Below are 17,268 nucleotides of genomic sequence, written 5' to 3'. Positions count from 1 at the left end.
TAAATCCATCTAAGGCATCTTTGCCATCTTTTTTCTGAATAACTCGGTAGCCTTGCTTTTCTAGAGTTAAAGCCATTGTCCGACGTAGGGCAGTAGAATCATCGACAACCATAATTGTTTGGACAGGAGTTAGCTTTTTGTCCCTCGCGGGTTGCTGGGTTGCTGTGGAATTTTCTCCGCTACTTCCCGTATCTTCTAACTCTTCGAGGGCATAATTCACCTCGGAGGAAGTGGGAATAATTTCTTCTCCCAATAGAGTACCGATGAGAGCCGAACCGTCAAAAGCTGGAATTAAACTACCATCACCTAAAATAGTACAACCATAACTATATTTTGGGGCTGCGATCGCTTTTCCGTAGGGTTTGATTACTAGTTCTTGTTCGCTAACCAAACTCACTACTTCCAAAGCAAATAATTTTTGTCCCCGTCGCAATAGCAATAATGGCGCAAACCAATCTTCAGGTGCATCAATGGTTTTAAAAGCTTTATTCGTCGCGTCTTCTGCATCGGGTATCGGACAGTTATAATTTAATATTTTTGGCAGACAATAAATGGGAACTAGCTTGCCATTAAAGATTAAAAACCTCTGTCCGTTAGAAATTTTAATTTGTTCTGCTAAAGGAATAATAATTTCTTCAATACTATCTGAAGGTAGAGCAAAAGAAGTCGTTCCCAAAGAACATACCAGTAATTTAGCAATAGTGAGGGTTAATGGTAGACGTAAAGTAAAGATAGAACCCTCTCCAGGGCTAGAGGTGACCGTAATTTTGCCTTTTAGGGTTTCAATTTGCGATCGCACAATATTCATCCCCACTCCTCTACCAGATAATTCACTAACTTTAGCGGCGGTAGAAAATCCTGGTTCAAAAATTAGATCGTAGATTCTCTCTTTGGTGGCATTGGCAAGTTCAGCAGCCGAAATCAAACCTTTTTCAATACCTTTTTGGGCGATTTTTTCTACATCTAAACCTTTACCATCGTCTTTGATTTCAATTACTGTTTGATTTCCCTGATGGTAAGCATTTATTTCAATCTTGCCGTTGGGAGATTTACCTTGTTTCTCTCTTTCTGAAGGAGATTCAATGCCATGATCGAAACCGTTACGTAAAAGATGTAATAGAGGATCGGATAGTTTTTCTAATACGGCTTTATCGACTAAAACCCCAGTACCAGTCATTTTTAGCTCTACTGGCTTGTGATATTTTTTTGATAAATCCCTCAGAGTACGAGGAAAACGCTGTAAGATTTTATCCAAAGGCAACATTCTCACCCACATCAATTCGTCTCGCATTTGTCCCAACATCTGACGTTGGCTATTAATAGTGCGATCGGATTGTTTGGCAAAAATAGTTATATCATCAACGCTTTCTTCTAGTTGAACTATTTCTTCTAAAACATTTTGAATCGAAGCATATAAATTACTATAGCTATCCATTTCTAACGCATCAAATTCCGCCGACTCATCAACGGAATGACTGAAATGAGAACCGATAGTTCCAGGAGAATTATGGCTTGATCGCTTTTCTAAAACTATTTCGTCGGATATTTCCCGCAGCTTTTGAGTAACTTCTCGAAAGCGGAAAAATTTCTGTCCCAATTCCGTAACATTTTCTTGTAGCTGCTGGTTTTGCAGTGACAAACTATTGCGGTTGATGGTTAGTTCGCCTACCAAATTATTCATCCTTTCCAAACGTTCGAGATCTACTTTAACGGAGAGTTGGGCAGGAGCTTTTTTCCCTTTGGCTGGCTGAGCCTTCTTGGGTGAAAATGTTGCGGGTTGTTGCTCGACTACTTTTTTTTCTGGAAGCGCAATTAAGGATTCTGAATCATTTTCTATAGGGGGAAGAGTATCGAAAATATTTTCAATTGATTTAACTGCCTCTTCCAGATTTTCCCTAGCAGAAGAGGAGTCAATAACTTCTTCTGGAGTTGTGTTGGTATCGGGAATAGTTCCAGACAGATCGTCAACCGCATCTTGAGGAGTTAAGGCTTCGGTTTCTGTTGAGGTTTCTAGGTTAGGAATTGCGCCAAAGATATCGTCGAGATTGTTATTGGCGATCTCTGCTTCTGCTTCGGGCATAGTGCCAAACACATCATCAACCGCATCTTGAGGAGTTAATACTTCGGTTTCTGCTGGGGTTTCCGAACTAGGAATTGCGCCAAAGATATCGTCGAGATTGTTATTGGCGATCTCTGCTTCTGCTTCGGGCATAGTGCCAAACACATCATCAACCGCATCTTGAGGAGTTAATACTTCGGTTTCTCCTGGGGTTTCCGAACTAGGAATTGCGCCAAAGATATCGTCGAGATTGTTATTGGCGATCGCCGCTTCTGCTTCGGGCATAGTGCCAAACACATCATCAACCGCATCTTGAGGAGTTAATACTTCGCTTTCTGCTGGGGTTTCCGAATTAGGAATTGCACCAAAGATATCCTCTGCAAAAGGATCTGAGGCAGGCGCGCTACCCCACATACCATCGTCTTGAATCTCGAAGGATAATTCTGCTGTATCTTCAGCAATAGCCGAACTATTTAACTCCGCCAACTCCCTTAATATTGTCGATACTTCTCCACCGCGATCGCGATCGCCTGCCAAAACAACATCTTTAGCTACAGTACAATCCGCTAAAGTTGCCTGAATAATCTCTAAAACTCGGTGAGAATTTTGCCCCAAAGCAGCTTGAGAAGTTTGAATAATCTCGCTAAACCCAGGTAAATTAAATAATTCAGCAAAACCTGCAAACAGATCTAATGTTTCCTGCAATTCTGCTGCCAAATCATAGTTATTCGGATTAGCAACTACTTCCTCTAAATGTTCTAAAGCCTGAACCACATCTACTTCAAAGATTGAAGCTACAATATCTACCCCAAGATCGTTAGAACTAGGAATATAACTATCGGCGTTTTTCAAGGCATCTTCTAAACGCACTTCCAAAGCAGCAAATATTGGTTCGGCAGTTAACAAAGCTGCTTCTTCGTCGTAAGTACCCGATTCGATTTGTTCCAGTAGGGGATGAGAAAGACAATCGTACCCTTGCAACAATAAACCTTCTAATTCTTCATCAAACTCAACGCTGTCACTATAAAGAGCTTTAAAAAAATCTTCCAAACGATGGGCTAGCAATTCAATAGCACTCAATTCAACACTAGCCGCACCACCTTTAATCGAGTGAGCCGCCCGCATCAATTCGTGTACCTTGGGAGTACTATGGTCTTCGCGGAGTTCGAGCAAACCAGATTCAAGAACTTGCAGGAGTTCTTGAGCTTCTTCGATAAAAAATTGATACGCCTGATCGCGGATATCGGGGTTGAGAGACATGATTTAGATATAATTGGCAATTTAGGGAAGAGAGAATAGATTAAGTTTTAAATTTGCCGATGCCTAATTGAAGTTTCTCTGCTACGGCAGATAACTCTTTAATCGAGCTAGAAACCTGAGTTGCAGCTTGAGAATTATGTTCGGCAATTTCGGCAACATTGGTCATGGCTTGAGTAACTTGGGCTGAAGTTTGGGACTGTTGTTGAGTTGCTTGAGCAATAGAATTAACCAGTTGGTTAATTCCATCACTAGCTTGACTAATTTGGGTTAAACTTTGTTGGGTTTGTCGAACTAATTCGTTACCCACAGTAATTTGTTCCGTTCCTTTATTCATTGCTTCTGCCAATTCGTTAGTCTCCAGTTGTATTTTGGTAACTAGAGTTTCAATTTCCGCTGTAGCATCTGCCGATTGGGTAGCGAGCGATCGCACTTCGTTAGCAATTACGGCAAAACCTTTACCTTGCTCTCCCGCCCTAGCAGCTTCAATAGAGGCTTTGAGTGCCAACAGATGAGTTTGGGCTGCAAAACGACCGACCAAATTAACTGCTTGAGAGATTTCTTGAGACGATTCTCCTAGTTTTTGTACTTTCATTGCCGTTTCTGTAACCGTATTTTTGACTGCATTAATTTCTGCTACGGTATGATTCATTGCTTTATCCCCTTGAAGAATAGTCAAATTAGCTTGTTTGACAAATTCCTCGGCTTGAGAGGCATTAAGAGATACTTGCTCGATAGATTGCTCCATAGCTTTGACTCGATCTAAAGTATGGGCAATTTCTTGGGTTTGAGTCAGGGTTTCTGCTGCCAAAGTTTGTATTGCCAGATCGTTAGTAGAAGTATTACTCTGCATTTCTAGAGCGGCAAATTTTGTTTGATTGACTAATTTTTGTAAGCTTTCAATCGTAGCGTTATAGGAATCGGCGATCGTGCCAATTTCATCTTCGGTAACCTTCGCTCTAACGGTTAAATCTCCTGTAGAAACATCGTAGACTTCTTTTAATAAATCTAAAGCACGACTTTGGATTGCTTCTTTGGCTGCTTTTTCTCTTATTTCTCCTGCTTTTTGCCGTTCGAGGAATTGCAAGCGAGTAATCCCAAAGCCGATTTGATTGGCAATTTGATTGATAAATTCTACTTCTTCATCTAACCAACTACGCTTAGTAGATTGATGTACCATCAGTAAACCATCTAGGTTGTCTTCAATGGTTACAGGAGCAATTAAACTAGCCTTAATGCCCAAACTTTGAGCTACTTGAAGATAAGCCTGAGATATATTATTACTTTCTAAAATATCTGCAACTACTTCAATATTCCGATTATTTTGCTGGTGTTTGCTCAAATAGGTATTAACCAGTTCGGGATTCAAAATCTCGGTATTTTGCAGGGATGAAGAACCAGCAGACAAAGATTCGGCAACAATTTTACCAGAACGCTCGTCAATCAATTGATAGTAAACAACTCGATTGGCAGAAAGAGTTTGACCAACCTCTCCCACTGCAATTTCTAAAATCTCAGCAGGATTAGCAGCAGTAGTAAATTGTAGGGTAGCATTTTTAATTGTTTCTGACTGTTGAGCCAGTCGAGCTTGAATCTCAACAAAATCAGACAGTTTATTAGCCATACCATTAATATTGGCACTTAATTGAGCGATTTCATCTGCTCCCTGTATTTCTAACTGAGTCTTAAGATTGCCCCGTCCAATTTCTCGCACTGCATCTGCTGCAGATAAGATCGGGCGTAAGAATCGATTCGCCAAACTATAGGCAACTACCCCGACTCCTAAGACAACAATTCCCGTACCCAAGATAAAGACCAAACGCAATCTCCTTTGAGGAGCAAAGACAATATTACTATCCGTAGCAATGATTGCTTGCCAATTGAGAGGGGGCAAACCTTCGATCTGTTGCACGGGGGCATAGGTTAAAAAATGCTCTTTTCCACTTTGGGTTTCGATCGCTTTTTGGGCGGAGAGGCTATTACTAGTTAATAATTTTTCCGTACCCGCAAATATTTTGGTAGCATTAATTGCTTCATAGTCAAAGGCTTCATTTTCTACTGTCGAATTATCGCTGCGAGTTTTAATTACATATTCCCCTGCCGAACCCAGAAAAACATCCCCCGTATCATTCAATAGATAATATTCATTTCCCCCACTGGTATATCCTGCCAGTAAATCTTTTAAAACTGCCACGGGCATCCTCGCTCTAACGAAGCCAATAGTTTTTCCCGAAACTCGGTCTTTAATGGGGGATGCTGTGTAGATACTATAAGTTCCAGAACTAGTCGAAATTCTGGGCTGACTGATTATTGCGCCATCTGTTTTCAAAGCTGCTTGAATATAACTCCGATTGAGATGATTGCCCAAACTTTTACCATCGGTTTTGGCAATAAAATCCCCCTTAGCATCAAATACAGCAATACTGTTATAAATACTGCGAGCGTCTTGAAATTTTTGTAGGGCGGCTGACTTTTGTTCGGCAGTAACTATTTGGCGTAATTTTGGATCGGTAAAAATATCCGAGTTAGCCAGAGCTTTAATATCTCCAAAGCGATCGCTCATAAAAACATTAACTTGGTTTTGCAGATCGGCAACTAGAGTTTTACGCAGAGTAGTAGTTTCCTTTTCAATAGAATTAGCAGCAAAATAGTATGCCGTCGAACCTATTGCTACCGTGGGAATAACCCCAATGGCAATTGCCAAAACAGTGGTTTTAAAACGGAGACTTTGACGTTCCCACCAGGAAGCAGTAATTAATTTTCCCCTGTCGGAGAGAGTTTGGTCTAAAGCTAATTCGGAGTAGCCGTCAGGCAATAAGTTGGTCATGGTATTTATTGTTCGATCGATTAACAGTTAACTATCGGCTAACTAACTTTGAATTTAGCCACGCTATTTTGTAATTCTTGTGCCACGATCAATAAATCTTTAAAGGAAGTCGATACTTCTCCCGCTTCAGTGGCGGTTTTATTGGAAATAGCAGCTACCTGGATCATGGTTTTAGTAACTACTTCCGAATCTTGAGACTGTTCGACGGTAGCCGTTGCAATATCTTCTACCAACTGATTTATTTCTTGACTCACATCGGCAATTTCGATTAGAGAATTACGGGTGCGATCGACGAGTTTTGTCCCTGCTACCACCTGTTCCGTACCAGCTTCCATAGCAGCTACTACTTCGTTAGTTTCTGCTTGAATCTCTGCTACCAAGGCTTCGATTTCTGCCGTTGCTTCTGCTGACTGACGGGCAAGGGAGCGTACTTCGTCGGCAACTACTGCAAAACCTCTACCTTCTTCTCCTGCATGGGCTGCCTCAATAGAAGCATTTAACGCTAGTAGGTTGGTTTGATCGGCAAAATTACTGATTACATTGACTACCTTAGAGATTTTTTGAGATGATTCCCCAAGACGCTTGACTTTCTTAGCTGTTTCAGCAACATTATCGCGGATTTCTTGGAAACCCTCTACGGTTTGATTCATCGCATCATCACCAGCCTTAACGGTTTCTGCTGCTCGTAACACTGCTGCTTCGGCGGATTTAGCATTGCGCGCTACGGCTTGAATGGAATCAGTGATACCTTGAATTCTGGCTAGAGCGTTATTAATTTCTTGGGTTTGAGCCAAAGCACCAGTGGATAATTCTTGAATTGAAACATCTTTGTCACTAGTAGTATGAGATACCCGAGCCGCTGCGGTTTGTACCTGTGCTACCAGTTTGCGTAGACTTTCAATAGTGGCGTTATAAGAGTCGCCAATCGTACCGATTTCATCTTCTTGTACCTTCACCTGTACTGTTAAATCTCCGCGACTGACTGGATCGACTTCCATTAGTAGTTCTAAAGCTCTCCGTTGCAGATTTTCTTTGGCTTTTCTCTCTTTCTGCTCTGCTTGTCTTTGTTTTTCTAAGAACTCTACTTTTTCTACCGCAGTACCAGCCTGGGACGCAATATCTTTTAATAAGTCTATTTCATCTTGTTGCCAAGCCCTTGGCTCGCTACATTGATGGGCGATTAATAAAGCCATTAACTTATTTCCAATAATAATGGGAGCAACTGCACTAGCAATTACTTCATAAGGCTCTAATCTCTTGAGGTAAGAATCGCTTAAATCCGCTTGATAGATGTTAGTAATTACTTTTACTTCACCTTGCTGGTACTGGTTAATATCTTCTTCCGCAAGATCGGGATTATTTATTTCAGCATTTAATGCCGAAGGATATTGTTCTTCCACTGCCTCGGCAATGACTTTTCCTCGACCGTTAGCATCGAGTTTATAGTAAACAAAGCGATCGGCATTTAACACTCTTTTACTGCTGTTAACAACAGTTTGTAGAATATCTTCCCAGCTGCTAGCTTCAGAGATGTCTAAGGCAATTTGTTTGAGGACGCGAGATCGTTCGGCTTCCTGTTTGAGCCGAGACTCGTTGATTTCGATAGAATCAGCCAGAATGTTAAAGGTATTAGCTAATAAACTGACTTCATCTCTAGTATCCACTACCGCTCTGGCTTGGAGATTGCCATCGGCAAAGTCTTGAGCGACTTTTTGCAGAGTTTGAATGGGTTGGGCGATCGCCAGTCCGAGAATTTTGCTCAGGTAAATAACTAAAATAAGAATTACAATTGCCAGTACTAATTGAGCTAGAAAACTGCTAACAATGACCTGGTTAATCGAACCTAGAGAACTACCGTGGATCAACACACCTCTAGCCTGCCCCGTATTATCGACTAGGGTTTGAGCCGCCAAGATGTATTTAACATTATTTATTTTTGTCTTTAGCTCGACTATTTCACCCTCTCTAGAAATTGCTAGGTTGATGATTTCTTTGCTGGGTAAAGATACACCACTATTTTTAACTCCGTCAACATTTTCTGCTGAAGAAGCTAAAGTAAACTCACCATTTTTTTGAGCCAGGTAAACTGCACTATAACTTTGCTCGCCAGTAAAAGCATTAACTGTTTGTTCTAAAAGAGGTAAATTATCTATTTGCTCGCGATCGAAGACTAAAAGATTGATAATTTGACTCTTGACGGCTAGTCCAGATTCTAATTGTTTAAATAACTGGTTTTTTAAAGAACTAGAAACAATTAAAGCTCCTGCCCCTAAGACTACTAATAATCCACTAAAACTCACCCAAGGAATTAAATTGATTTTGCGATTAATGGGGAAATCGTAGAGTTTTTTGAACAGTGGATATTTTACTGCTAAAGATTCGGTAGCGAGAGCATTTTTGGTTTGATTTGGTAATTGGGGCAAGTTATTCATAAAACTCAATCTAGAGATAAGTTAATCTGTCTATAAAAAAATTAGTCTGTTAACAATTTAGTTTTGACAAACAAATCTAATTGGCTAAATTTGTGGGCATAGCATTGATTATGGTTTTTCCATCTAATACCATAATCATTTCTCCTTCTGGCTTGAGCCAATATCCATGTAAAAAAGATGCTATTTGTCCTTCAACTGTAGAATTTGGTGGTAGTTGAATATCAGTAACCTTACACATTTCAATATCTTCAACTTTGGCAATAACCAACCCCAGATTTATCTTAGTTTTTGTATTACTCGCTCCTTTTTCTTTATGGGGAGATAAAACAATTGCAGTATGATTAGAGCGATTACTTTTGGTTTGATACCAAGGTTCAAGACCAATTAAATGTCCGAGATCTACCATCCAGAGAATGTCTCCTCGCCAGTTATAAACTCCCATGACCCAAGATGGCATTTGAGGTATGGGAACAATTTGACCAAATTGAATTTTTAAGACTTCGGTAATTTGTCCGATCGGCAACATTAGTTGAGTACGAGAATGAAGATTAAAGCGTAAGAATTGCTCTTCTTTTATTCGCTCGCTCGATCTCGTACTGGAATTTAATTGGCTAGATTGAGAAAATAGCTCGGACACAATTATTAACTATCCTTAGTATATTTTGCTGAATAAATTGTCCTTGGTAAATTGACAGCTAATTTTACTCAAGCAATTAGCTGTTGGACTGTTTTAACTAATTCTTCTTGGTCTATGGGTTTGGGAATATAGGCATCTGCACCTTGTTTCATACCCCAAAATTTATCCATTTCTGTACCTTTGGTAGAACACAAAATAATTGGAATTTTATTAGTATTTTCCGAACCTTTAAGTTCGCGACAAATTTCAAAACCACTACGCCCTGGCAAAACTACATCTAAAACAATTAAATCGGGACAATCTCGACCTATTTTTTCTAGAGCTTCTTCTCCACTTAGAGCAACAGAAACATTAATTCCAACTTTTTCTAAGCAACCAGTGATAATTGTTCTTTCGGTTGCCGAGTCATCAACAATTAAAGTGTATCCCATAATAATTGTTACCTCAATTTTTCTGGATTTTGTACTGTATTTTGCTGTTTCATAATGAATTCAGATAATTACAAATGTTTTTGTAAACAATTTTATAGTTCCCCGATGGCAATTAAAACTAACAGTAAAAAATAAATTAGCAATCAATATATAGCTTATTTACTAGCTTTTTTAACAGCATATTTATTAATAGTTTCTAGCACCTGTTCTTTTTGAGCGGGTTTGCCCAAAAAATCTGTCGAACCTACCATTTTGGCTCGCACGCGATCGACAATGCCATCATTTCCTGTCAAAATTACGATGGGAGTATTTTTAAAAAAAGACAGTTTGCGTAGCTGAGAACAAATTTCATAGCCATTGGTATTAGGCATCACTAAATCGAGAAAAATTAGATCGGGTTTGCGACTGAGTAATACAGCGATCGCTCTTAGCCCATCCATCTCACTCACAAAGTTATATCCTGCATCTTTAATAATGCTTTCCATTGTCTGACAAATAATCGGGCTATCGTCAATACAAGCAATGGTGATACGACGAGGAGTTTTTCGTTTAAATAGCTTTTGAGCTACGGGAGTTGAAACGGGAGGAGCAATATCCGCGACCTCAATTAACTGCACCAAGCCTAATTGAATGTAAGGTAGTAGGGAACGGGTTACAGTTACTACATCCCTTTTCATGCGAACGCTTAAGTCTCTTAAGGTTTGTTTGCCATTGAGTAATTGACTAAGATTCTCATATACTTGGGGCGAAGTTTTTTTGCGTAAGGCTTCTGGTTGCCGAATTATAGGTGCCATATCGGGAGAGCGATCTGCTACTTTGGCATCCCGCCAAGCATGACAAAGCTTGCTAGCCTCTTTAATTACTTGCTCGGCATCAATCAAAATTAGTCTTGTGGACAGTAGATTATCTTTAACCGACTCAAAAGTCAGATCGACAGCTTGGGTAATATCAAATAAAATTTCGATTACGGTTGCTCGAATGACTTTTGTAGCTTGCTCTCTAGTGATTTTGTTTTGGTCGATCCAAACAGACAGTAATTGATACTCCCAAGAAATTCTTGATTCTTCCTGAGCGATATCAGCTAAAGCTGACTGAATTTCTTCAACATAAGATAGTCGTTCTGGACAAAAGGCAATAACGTGTCTTCTCCATCTTCTGACGGGATGATTCCCTCCGCTAGCGTAGACAATACGACCTAGGTATAAATATAAGATCCAGGTTCTATCTTGTGCGTCGGAAATAAGCAACTGACCGCTAAACCGCGACTCTTTGAGAGACTCAAAAAGCTCAATTTGCTTGGTGGGTGTAAATTGTTGAACGTGAGTCCGAGCATGACTAATTCCATTTTTGGCAGTCGTCATTACAAACTTCCTCTCAGAATATAATTGCAGCTTACGAATAGGTTGGGATTCAACATACGAAAATTTAATTGGAGATTTATGAATATTTTTTGGTTTTATTAATCAAAATTTTTTAGTTTTTACTATGCTCTAAAATAAAAGTCGAGGTAAATAAGAGAAAATTTGTCTCAAACTTTTTGTCCTCGATTTGAACAAGGGTCTCTCCAGGTACTTTTGACTTGTTGAAAACTGGTATGTTGCCGATCGAAATCAACCTTCAGTTTTATAATTCCCCAAAATGTAAAAATATTAACAAGTCACACCGATTATCATGGATTGAAGGGACATTGAAAAATGATGAGTACTGTATTTATATAGGTTTTAGAATAGATGCAACCGTTTGAGTGGAATAATCATCTTTTAGACAGTATTGGAAATTCCTTTAATTCTCGCTTGGATGTATGGTTGAGCCATCATCCTTTACTCAACTGGTTGTTAAATCATCCTTTAATAAGTGCTGTTGTCATTACAATTGCTACGATTGTAATAATTCGTTTATTTCTGACAATTTATCGTGCTGTTGCAACAACTATCGATCGCGCCTGGTTGTGGATTTTGCGCTCGCCCTGGTTGCTCCTCAAATTGCTTTTTGGCTGGGAATTTAAACCAAAACAGGATGTAACCAATACTACTATTACTACCTACGAAATAACCGAAAATTCTCAACAGTTGCAAGATATCCTCATTCGTTTAGAACAGATCCAACAGCAACAACAACAGATCCTTCAGGATATTGCTTCTTTAAAAGGAAGATCGCCTAAACCGATTGACTTCAACCTATCTTTAACGAAAAAGGAACTACCACCCAACTAACGTCAGCCTCGGGTTTCTGAAAATAGATCCCAGATCCATATCTTTAGAATGTGGAATGGGGTACAAAGGATTTTCCTTTTCAATTTCTTTTTTAGTTGTTTTTGTTCCCAGACAGCCGTGCCCTTGCCGCTTGATGTATTCTTTTACAGCCGTTTTCAGTTGAATAGCTCTCTGGGAAAATTTACTAGTTCGTAGTTTTTAGTTTTTAGTTCTTAGTTTTTAAAGTTTAATTATGTGGTCTACCCATGTGAAAAGCGCAGTAAATGCTGAGTTTGATGATTATCTGAATTTAGCAAAGAGGAAAGACAATGGTTTTAATAGAAAAATCACACTTTTCCCCTTTTCCCCTTCACCCCACCTCAATGATTAACTTATCTTTGAGAAATTATTACTTAGCTGCTTCCAATTGATCCAAACGCAACCAAACACTAGGAGAAGGAACGTAAAATTGCACTAGGGCGTATTCTTCATTAACATCTAAGATTTCCCCTTTACTGTTAAACAAATAAGAAGGAAGACGAACGTCACTAGCTTTCGCCTCTAGACTGCCTTCTAGTTGCTCTTTGAGTACGCGAACTAAAGTTCCTTTTTTCATAACTGCCATGATGATTAATTGCGATCGCTTTTATAACGTGTTTTATTGAATTATAAATTACTGGTTTATCTATATATTGTTTAAAGAACTGCTTCCTTAGTCAATAGCCAAAATGAAAAAACCAGATACCAACTACATTTTAAGATTACTACCTTTCTTTGCAGGAGGAATAGCAGGAACATTACTCTTAGTCAATCGCTTGCTCACTAGCCAACTTACCGATTCTCAAGCCCGATCCGACGCTTTAGGAATCATTGAAGGAGCAGTATTAATTTTAGTGGGTTTGCTTTGGCAACAAATACAAGCAAAAATCCCCGATAGCGTCGAACTCATCGGCGAAAATGGTTTAGAAATAGACGAACAACTAGCCGAAGCAGCTAAAACAGAATTAGCTTGGGCATCTCACTTATTGTTGACCAACACTGTAACGCGATCGCTTGCAGTATATTATGATGGCAAAACCATACTCCGACGGGGCATCTTGGGCAAAAATCCCGAAATTAAACCAGGAGCGATTGTCGAACGGGTACTATCAAAAAATAAGCCTGTATATTTAGTCAACCTCAACTTATATCCAGGCAAAGTAGAATTCGACTACCTACCAGAAAATACTCAAGGAGTAATCTGTCAGCCTATTGACGATAGAGGAGTTATCATTTTGGGGGCAAATGCGCCTCGCAGCTACACCAAGCAAGATGAAAAATGGATCGAAGGTATTGCTGATAAATTAGCCGTCACGTTAAACAGTTAGGGCAACGTAGGGGCATTTAGCGAAATGCCCCTACAGATATGGATTAAACCAATGCAGCAATAGAAACTTTAGCCGCAATTTGTTCGGCGATCGCAACCAAGGCTTTAGCTGAGGCAGATTCTGGTTGTGCTACGACGATGGGATTGCCACTATCTCCTCCTTCTCTTAGAGCAATTTCCAAAGGTACGCAGCCTAACAGGGGAACTGATAATTCTTCGGCGGTTTTCTTTCCGCCTCCAGAACCAAATAAATCGTAGTTTTTATCGGGCATATCGGGAGGAATAAAATAGCTCATATTCTCGACAATGCCTAAAACATTAACCCCTAACTGTTGGAACATTCTCAAACCGCGACGAGCATCAATTACCGATACTGTTTGAGGTGTGGTGACAATTACCGCCCCTGCCATTGGTACTGCTTGTGCCATGGTTAATTGAGCGTCTCCCGTACCAGGAGGCATATCAACAATTAAATAGTCTAATTCGCCCCATTCTACTTGATAGAGAAATTTACGAATAATGCCGTTGAGCATTGGTCCTCGCCAAATTACGGGCTGATCTGGGTCGATTAAAAATGCCATCGATACCAATTTAACTCCGTGATTAAAAGCAGGTTCTAAGATTTCCCCTTGGCTGTCTTGTCTGACGGCAACTTTCGCATCGGATATGCCAAACATATTAGGAGCATTGGGACCATAAATATCCGCATCCAACAACCCTACTTTAGAACCTTTAGCAGCTAAAGCCACAGCCACATTGGCAGCCACAGAACTTTTGCCCACTCCCCCTTTACCGCTAGAAATAGCAATAATATTTTTAATTCCAGGTACGGAATTGCGATCGGGGAGAGATTTTTGTTGGGGAGTTTCAGCAGTTACTTCTACTTCTACAGTTTCTACTCGAGGCAGCTTTTTTACCACAGTTTCACAATCTTCGACGATAAACTCTCTTAAAGGACAAGCAGGAGTAGTTAAGACCAAGGTAAAGCTAACTTTTCCCCCATCTACTTCCACATTGCGAATCATGTTTAATTCAACCAGACTCTTTTGTAATTCTGGATCTTGTACGGGGCGCAAAACCTCTAAAACCGACTTAGTATCCAACATTATCTTAAAAATTCTCCTCTTAAATTTTGGCTCTTGGCTCTTTATCTAGATCGAGTATTCATACTTACATTTAATTATCAATGGAAATGGCTATTGCAAACCATAAAGAAGACTGGAACATCAAATAAATCAATTTAATATTACTGAGGCGATCGCGCAATTTGATTTTATTTGGCGACTGGTTGACCTATGATATTGTCATGGTTAATTAGCTTTTGGAACAATAATCTAAGCAATTAGCATTTAGGAGAGATGAATGTCATTTGGGATACTTTATTTGAGTCTCGAAAAGTTAAAAAGATTATCGTTATTGTAATTACCTGCTGGCTGCATCTCAGCTTGTTTTTATTGCCAACTCTGGCTGAAATAAAATCTCCTACTGCTTCTAGCAATTCCACTGGAGATATTGTCTTGGACGGTCGTAAATTATTTGCAGTTGGTAGTTCTGGTAACTTATCAGCTTCTGAGCGAGCTAAAAAAATCAATTCTCTGCTGCAAAATAAACTCCAGCAAAATTTTAATTCTTCACAACCATTAGATGTCATCGTAACCAAACAGTCTGGTTGGACGGTCATTCGCGTTGAAGGTCGTCATTTACTGACAGTAGTAGAAAATGACTTAATTCCTGGGATGATGGCTCAAGAACAGGCTGAAATTTGGCAAGAAAAATTACAATTGGCTTTAAACAGAGGAATTGAAGAGCGATCGCCCAATTATCTAAGATGGGCGATAAAAATGATGGCGATCGCTTTAGCTATAGTTACAGGGATTCAATTTGGCTTATTTTGTCTCAAACGCAACTTCCGACGCAAACGTTTGGGTTCGTCTCAACTGTGGATTTCTCGGTCGATTCTGGGAATTTTGGGCTTACAGATCCTAGCTTGGTCGGTCTTCATTTATTATTGCAGTCGTTTATTTGCTCAGACTAGAATTTGGCAATATAAACTTTGGGAGTCTGTTAGTAGCAATCTCAATGCCAAAATTTTCGATTTTGGCGGGGAAACCGCAATATCTCTCGGTCATATTATTGTTTTATTGTTGCTGAGTTTTGCTTGGTGGCTATTTATCAAATGGTTTTCCCAATTACTAGAGTCAAAAATACTTCCTTTAACTGGATTTGAAAGTACCCTCCAAAGCTCGATCGCTTTTTTAACTTATTACGGACTGTTGAGTCTGGGTATATTATTGATTTTGAATGGAGGGGGGATTGATTTTCGCTCTCTAACTATTGTGATTAGTGCTTTGGGGGTAGGAATCGGTTTTGGCTTGCAAAATATAGCTAAAGATTTTGTTAGTGGTTTAATTCTTAAATTAACCCGCCCCATAAAAATTGGCGAACTAGTAGAAGTAGGAGAAGACAAAGGTTTGGTACTGCGAATTGGGGCGCGTACTACGGAAATTTCCCATGTAGATCGCCATATTATGACCATTCCCAATTCCCGCTTTATTGAAGAGACAGTAAAGAATTGGCATCGCAGTGGTTTGACTAGGGTGAAAGTTTATGTAGATGTCGCCTACAACTCCGATCGCGATTTAGTTTACAAAGCCTTGCTAGCAGCAGCCCAAGTCTATCACCCCGATATTCTTAAACATCCGCCACCAAAAGCCAAGTTTCGCGAATTTGGCGATCGCTCTTTACTATTCCGCGTTGTAGTTTTTATCAAAGATCCCTTCAAAGAACCAAAAGTTAGAAATCACCTCCAAAAACACATCGATCTTAACTTTCGCAAGTATGGCATTGAGATTCCTTTTCCTCAGAGAGATGTTAATTTTAAAGTTCCCCAACTGGACGAATTGGTAGCCAATTTAGTTCAAACCTATGCCTCCGCACGACCAAAGTTATATTATCCTCAAGCTAAAATAAACAAAAGCGATCGCCAATTAACCATAGCAGAAGATATCCCGATTCGCGATGAATATGATTGGGAGGCTTTAGTAACAGCAATGAGAGGGGAATATGGGGTAACTATTAAAGATCGCCGTTATGGTTTTAAGATCTATCCTCAAGTTTTCTTGGGTTCGGAAGCTGTATCTTGGCTAATCAAGCACGAAAAAGCTACTTTACCAGAAGCGATCGCGATCGGGGAATTAATGGTCGAACAAAATATTATTCACCATATCTTAGACGAACATAATTTTAAAAATGAACCCCTATTTTATCGCTTTTATTGTGATGAAAATGAAGACGAATTAATGCACGATGATTAAACATCAAACCTTGCTGTATTTATCTTTCTTCTCATTAGTAAAATAGCAAATACAATTTTGATTATAAATTACTGGCAATTGCCTTTTCCGCCCAAGTTCGCGAAGCTTTTCGAGTCCAGTCTAGATCTGCTTGCTCTCCAAAAGAATAAAGAGAAACAACTTTTCCAGAAATATTGACGAGGGTAGCAGTTGCTGCCATAACATATTCTTGTTGCTCTCCCATCACTGAGACTTGACTGACTAAATAGATAGAGTAAGAAAAGACATTTTCTGATTCATAATGAGAATCGAGGGGTATAGCTTGAGATACATTAAAGGATAAATCGAAACCTAATTCTTTACTAATACTTTTACCATTTTCATCAACTATTTCTTGCAGCTTAGATACATTGGAAGCTTGATTTTCTTGGTTCTGAGTTTTGATAATTTTCTTGATTTCAGCAAAATCTTGTGAGGTTGTCAACTCTTTTTCAGCAATCTTTAATACTTTTAGATAGAAACCTCTTGTTGAATCAGGAATTTCTCCTCCCATTGCTACCTCTACATCTGATTGAGGAATATAAGAAGCTAATAATTTATGATACGGATCTTTGGTAGATTTATAAAGACGATAAACTTTACCCATTTCTGGAGTGACGCGAGCGTATCGATCGGGATTGGGAATGGAAATTTCTCGACCGCCAATATTATATTTATCTAGATTTGAGGAATTATGGGATAAAGGTAATATTGGTTGGGGTTCGGCAATCAAAG

General features: G+C 39.4%; 12 protein-coding genes. 3 read left to right on the top strand and 9 right to left on the bottom strand.

Features of this window, described 5'->3' with window-relative positions; genetic code table 11:
• The 6 genes from AC33VI_RS20860 to AC33VI_RS20835 all read right to left on the bottom strand — a co-directional run.
• Positions 1 to 3,319, bottom strand: a 3,319-nt coding sequence (locus AC33VI_RS20860; protein ID WP_491784188.1) for a chemotaxis protein CheA, incomplete at its 3' end; no start/stop codon positions are given.
• Positions 3,320 to 3,359: 40 nt separating this feature from the next.
• Positions 3,360 to 6,143 (bottom strand): methyl-accepting chemotaxis protein, encoded by a 2,784-nt coding sequence (locus tag AC33VI_RS20855; protein ID WP_491784187.1) that lies wholly within the window; start codon positions 6,141 to 6,143, stop codon positions 3,360 to 3,362.
• Between the two features lie 38 nt (positions 6,144 to 6,181).
• Positions 6,182 to 8,575: a methyl-accepting chemotaxis protein gene (locus tag AC33VI_RS20850; protein WP_491784186.1), complete on the bottom strand. Its 2,394-nt coding sequence runs from the start codon at positions 8,573 to 8,575 to the stop codon at positions 6,182 to 6,184.
• A gap of 76 nt (positions 8,576 to 8,651) precedes the next feature.
• On the bottom strand, positions 8,652 to 9,212 hold the full coding sequence (locus tag AC33VI_RS20845; RefSeq protein WP_491784185.1) for a chemotaxis protein CheW: 561 nt from the start codon (positions 9,210 to 9,212) through the stop codon (positions 8,652 to 8,654).
• A gap of 68 nt (positions 9,213 to 9,280) precedes the next feature.
• Positions 9,281 to 9,643, bottom strand: a complete 363-nt coding sequence (locus tag AC33VI_RS20840; protein ID WP_491784184.1) for a response regulator transcription factor — start codon at positions 9,641 to 9,643, stop codon at positions 9,281 to 9,283.
• Positions 9,644 to 9,798: 155 nt separating this feature from the next.
• Complete coding sequence (locus tag AC33VI_RS20835; RefSeq protein WP_491784183.1) at positions 9,799 to 11,004, bottom strand: response regulator; 1,206 nt, start codon at positions 11,002 to 11,004, stop codon at positions 9,799 to 9,801.
• 369 nt (positions 11,005 to 11,373) lie between these two features.
• On the opposite strand from AC33VI_RS20835, the gene AC33VI_RS20830 reads away from it, so the two are divergent.
• A complete protein-coding gene (locus AC33VI_RS20830; RefSeq protein WP_491784182.1) occupies positions 11,374 to 11,856 on the top strand; it encodes a hypothetical protein in 483 nt (160 codons plus the stop codon).
• A 388-nt stretch (positions 11,857 to 12,244) separates the two neighbouring features.
• On the opposite strand, the gene AC33VI_RS20825 is transcribed toward AC33VI_RS20830, so the two are convergent.
• Positions 12,245 to 12,463 (bottom strand): NAD(P)H-quinone oxidoreductase subunit O, encoded by a 219-nt coding sequence (locus AC33VI_RS20825; protein WP_491784189.1) that lies wholly within the window; start codon positions 12,461 to 12,463, stop codon positions 12,245 to 12,247.
• Between the two features lie 100 nt (positions 12,464 to 12,563).
• On the opposite strand from AC33VI_RS20825, the gene AC33VI_RS20820 reads away from it, so the two are divergent.
• Positions 12,564 to 13,202 carry a cofactor assembly of complex C subunit B gene (locus tag AC33VI_RS20820; protein ID WP_491784181.1) on the top strand — a complete coding sequence of 213 codons (639 nt, stop codon included), beginning with the start codon at positions 12,564 to 12,566 and terminating at the stop codon, positions 13,200 to 13,202.
• Positions 13,203 to 13,245: 43 nt separating this feature from the next.
• Here AC33VI_RS20820 and AC33VI_RS20815 read toward each other — a convergent pair whose 3' ends face one another.
• A complete protein-coding gene (locus tag AC33VI_RS20815; protein ID WP_491784180.1) occupies positions 13,246 to 14,307 on the bottom strand; it encodes an Mrp/NBP35 family ATP-binding protein in 1,062 nt (353 codons plus the stop codon).
• Positions 14,308 to 14,559: 252 nt separating this feature from the next.
• On the opposite strand from AC33VI_RS20815, the gene AC33VI_RS20810 reads away from it, so the two are divergent.
• The gene (locus tag AC33VI_RS20810) at positions 14,560 to 16,515 is read left to right on the top strand and encodes a DUF8459 domain-containing protein (protein ID WP_491784179.1); all 1,956 of its coding nucleotides are present in this window, start codon (positions 14,560 to 14,562) and stop codon (positions 16,513 to 16,515) included.
• Positions 16,516 to 16,576: 61 nt separating this feature from the next.
• Here the strand turns inward: AC33VI_RS20810 and AC33VI_RS20805 are convergent.
• A partial coding sequence (locus AC33VI_RS20805; RefSeq protein WP_491784178.1) for a hypothetical protein occupies positions 16,577 to 17,268 on the bottom strand: 692 nt, incomplete at its 5' end.

It is taken from the genome of Waterburya sp., assembly GCF_058530065.1.
This window is presented reverse-complemented; position numbering and strand designations above follow the sequence as displayed.

Coding starts and splice junctions, on each gene's coding strand:
- AC33VI_RS20820 (WP_491784181.1), top strand. CDS start 12,564: ATGAAAAAACCAGATACCAACTACATTTTAAGATTACTACCTTTCTTT.
- AC33VI_RS20815 (WP_491784180.1), bottom strand. CDS start 14,307: ATGTTGGATACTAAGTCGGTTTTAGAGGTTTTGCGCCCCGTACAAGAT.
- AC33VI_RS20830 (WP_491784182.1), top strand. CDS start 11,374: ATGCAACCGTTTGAGTGGAATAATCATCTTTTAGACAGTATTGGAAAT.
- AC33VI_RS20810 (WP_491784179.1), top strand. CDS start 14,560: ATGAATGTCATTTGGGATACTTTATTTGAGTCTCGAAAAGTTAAAAAG.
- AC33VI_RS20850 (WP_491784186.1), bottom strand. CDS start 8,575: ATGAATAACTTGCCCCAATTACCAAATCAAACCAAAAATGCTCTCGCT.
- AC33VI_RS20855 (WP_491784187.1), bottom strand. CDS start 6,143: ATGACCAACTTATTGCCTGACGGCTACTCCGAATTAGCTTTAGACCAA.
- AC33VI_RS20840 (WP_491784184.1), bottom strand. CDS start 9,643: ATGGGATACACTTTAATTGTTGATGACTCGGCAACCGAAAGAACAATT.
- AC33VI_RS20835 (WP_491784183.1), bottom strand. CDS start 11,004: ATGACGACTGCCAAAAATGGAATTAGTCATGCTCGGACTCACGTTCAA.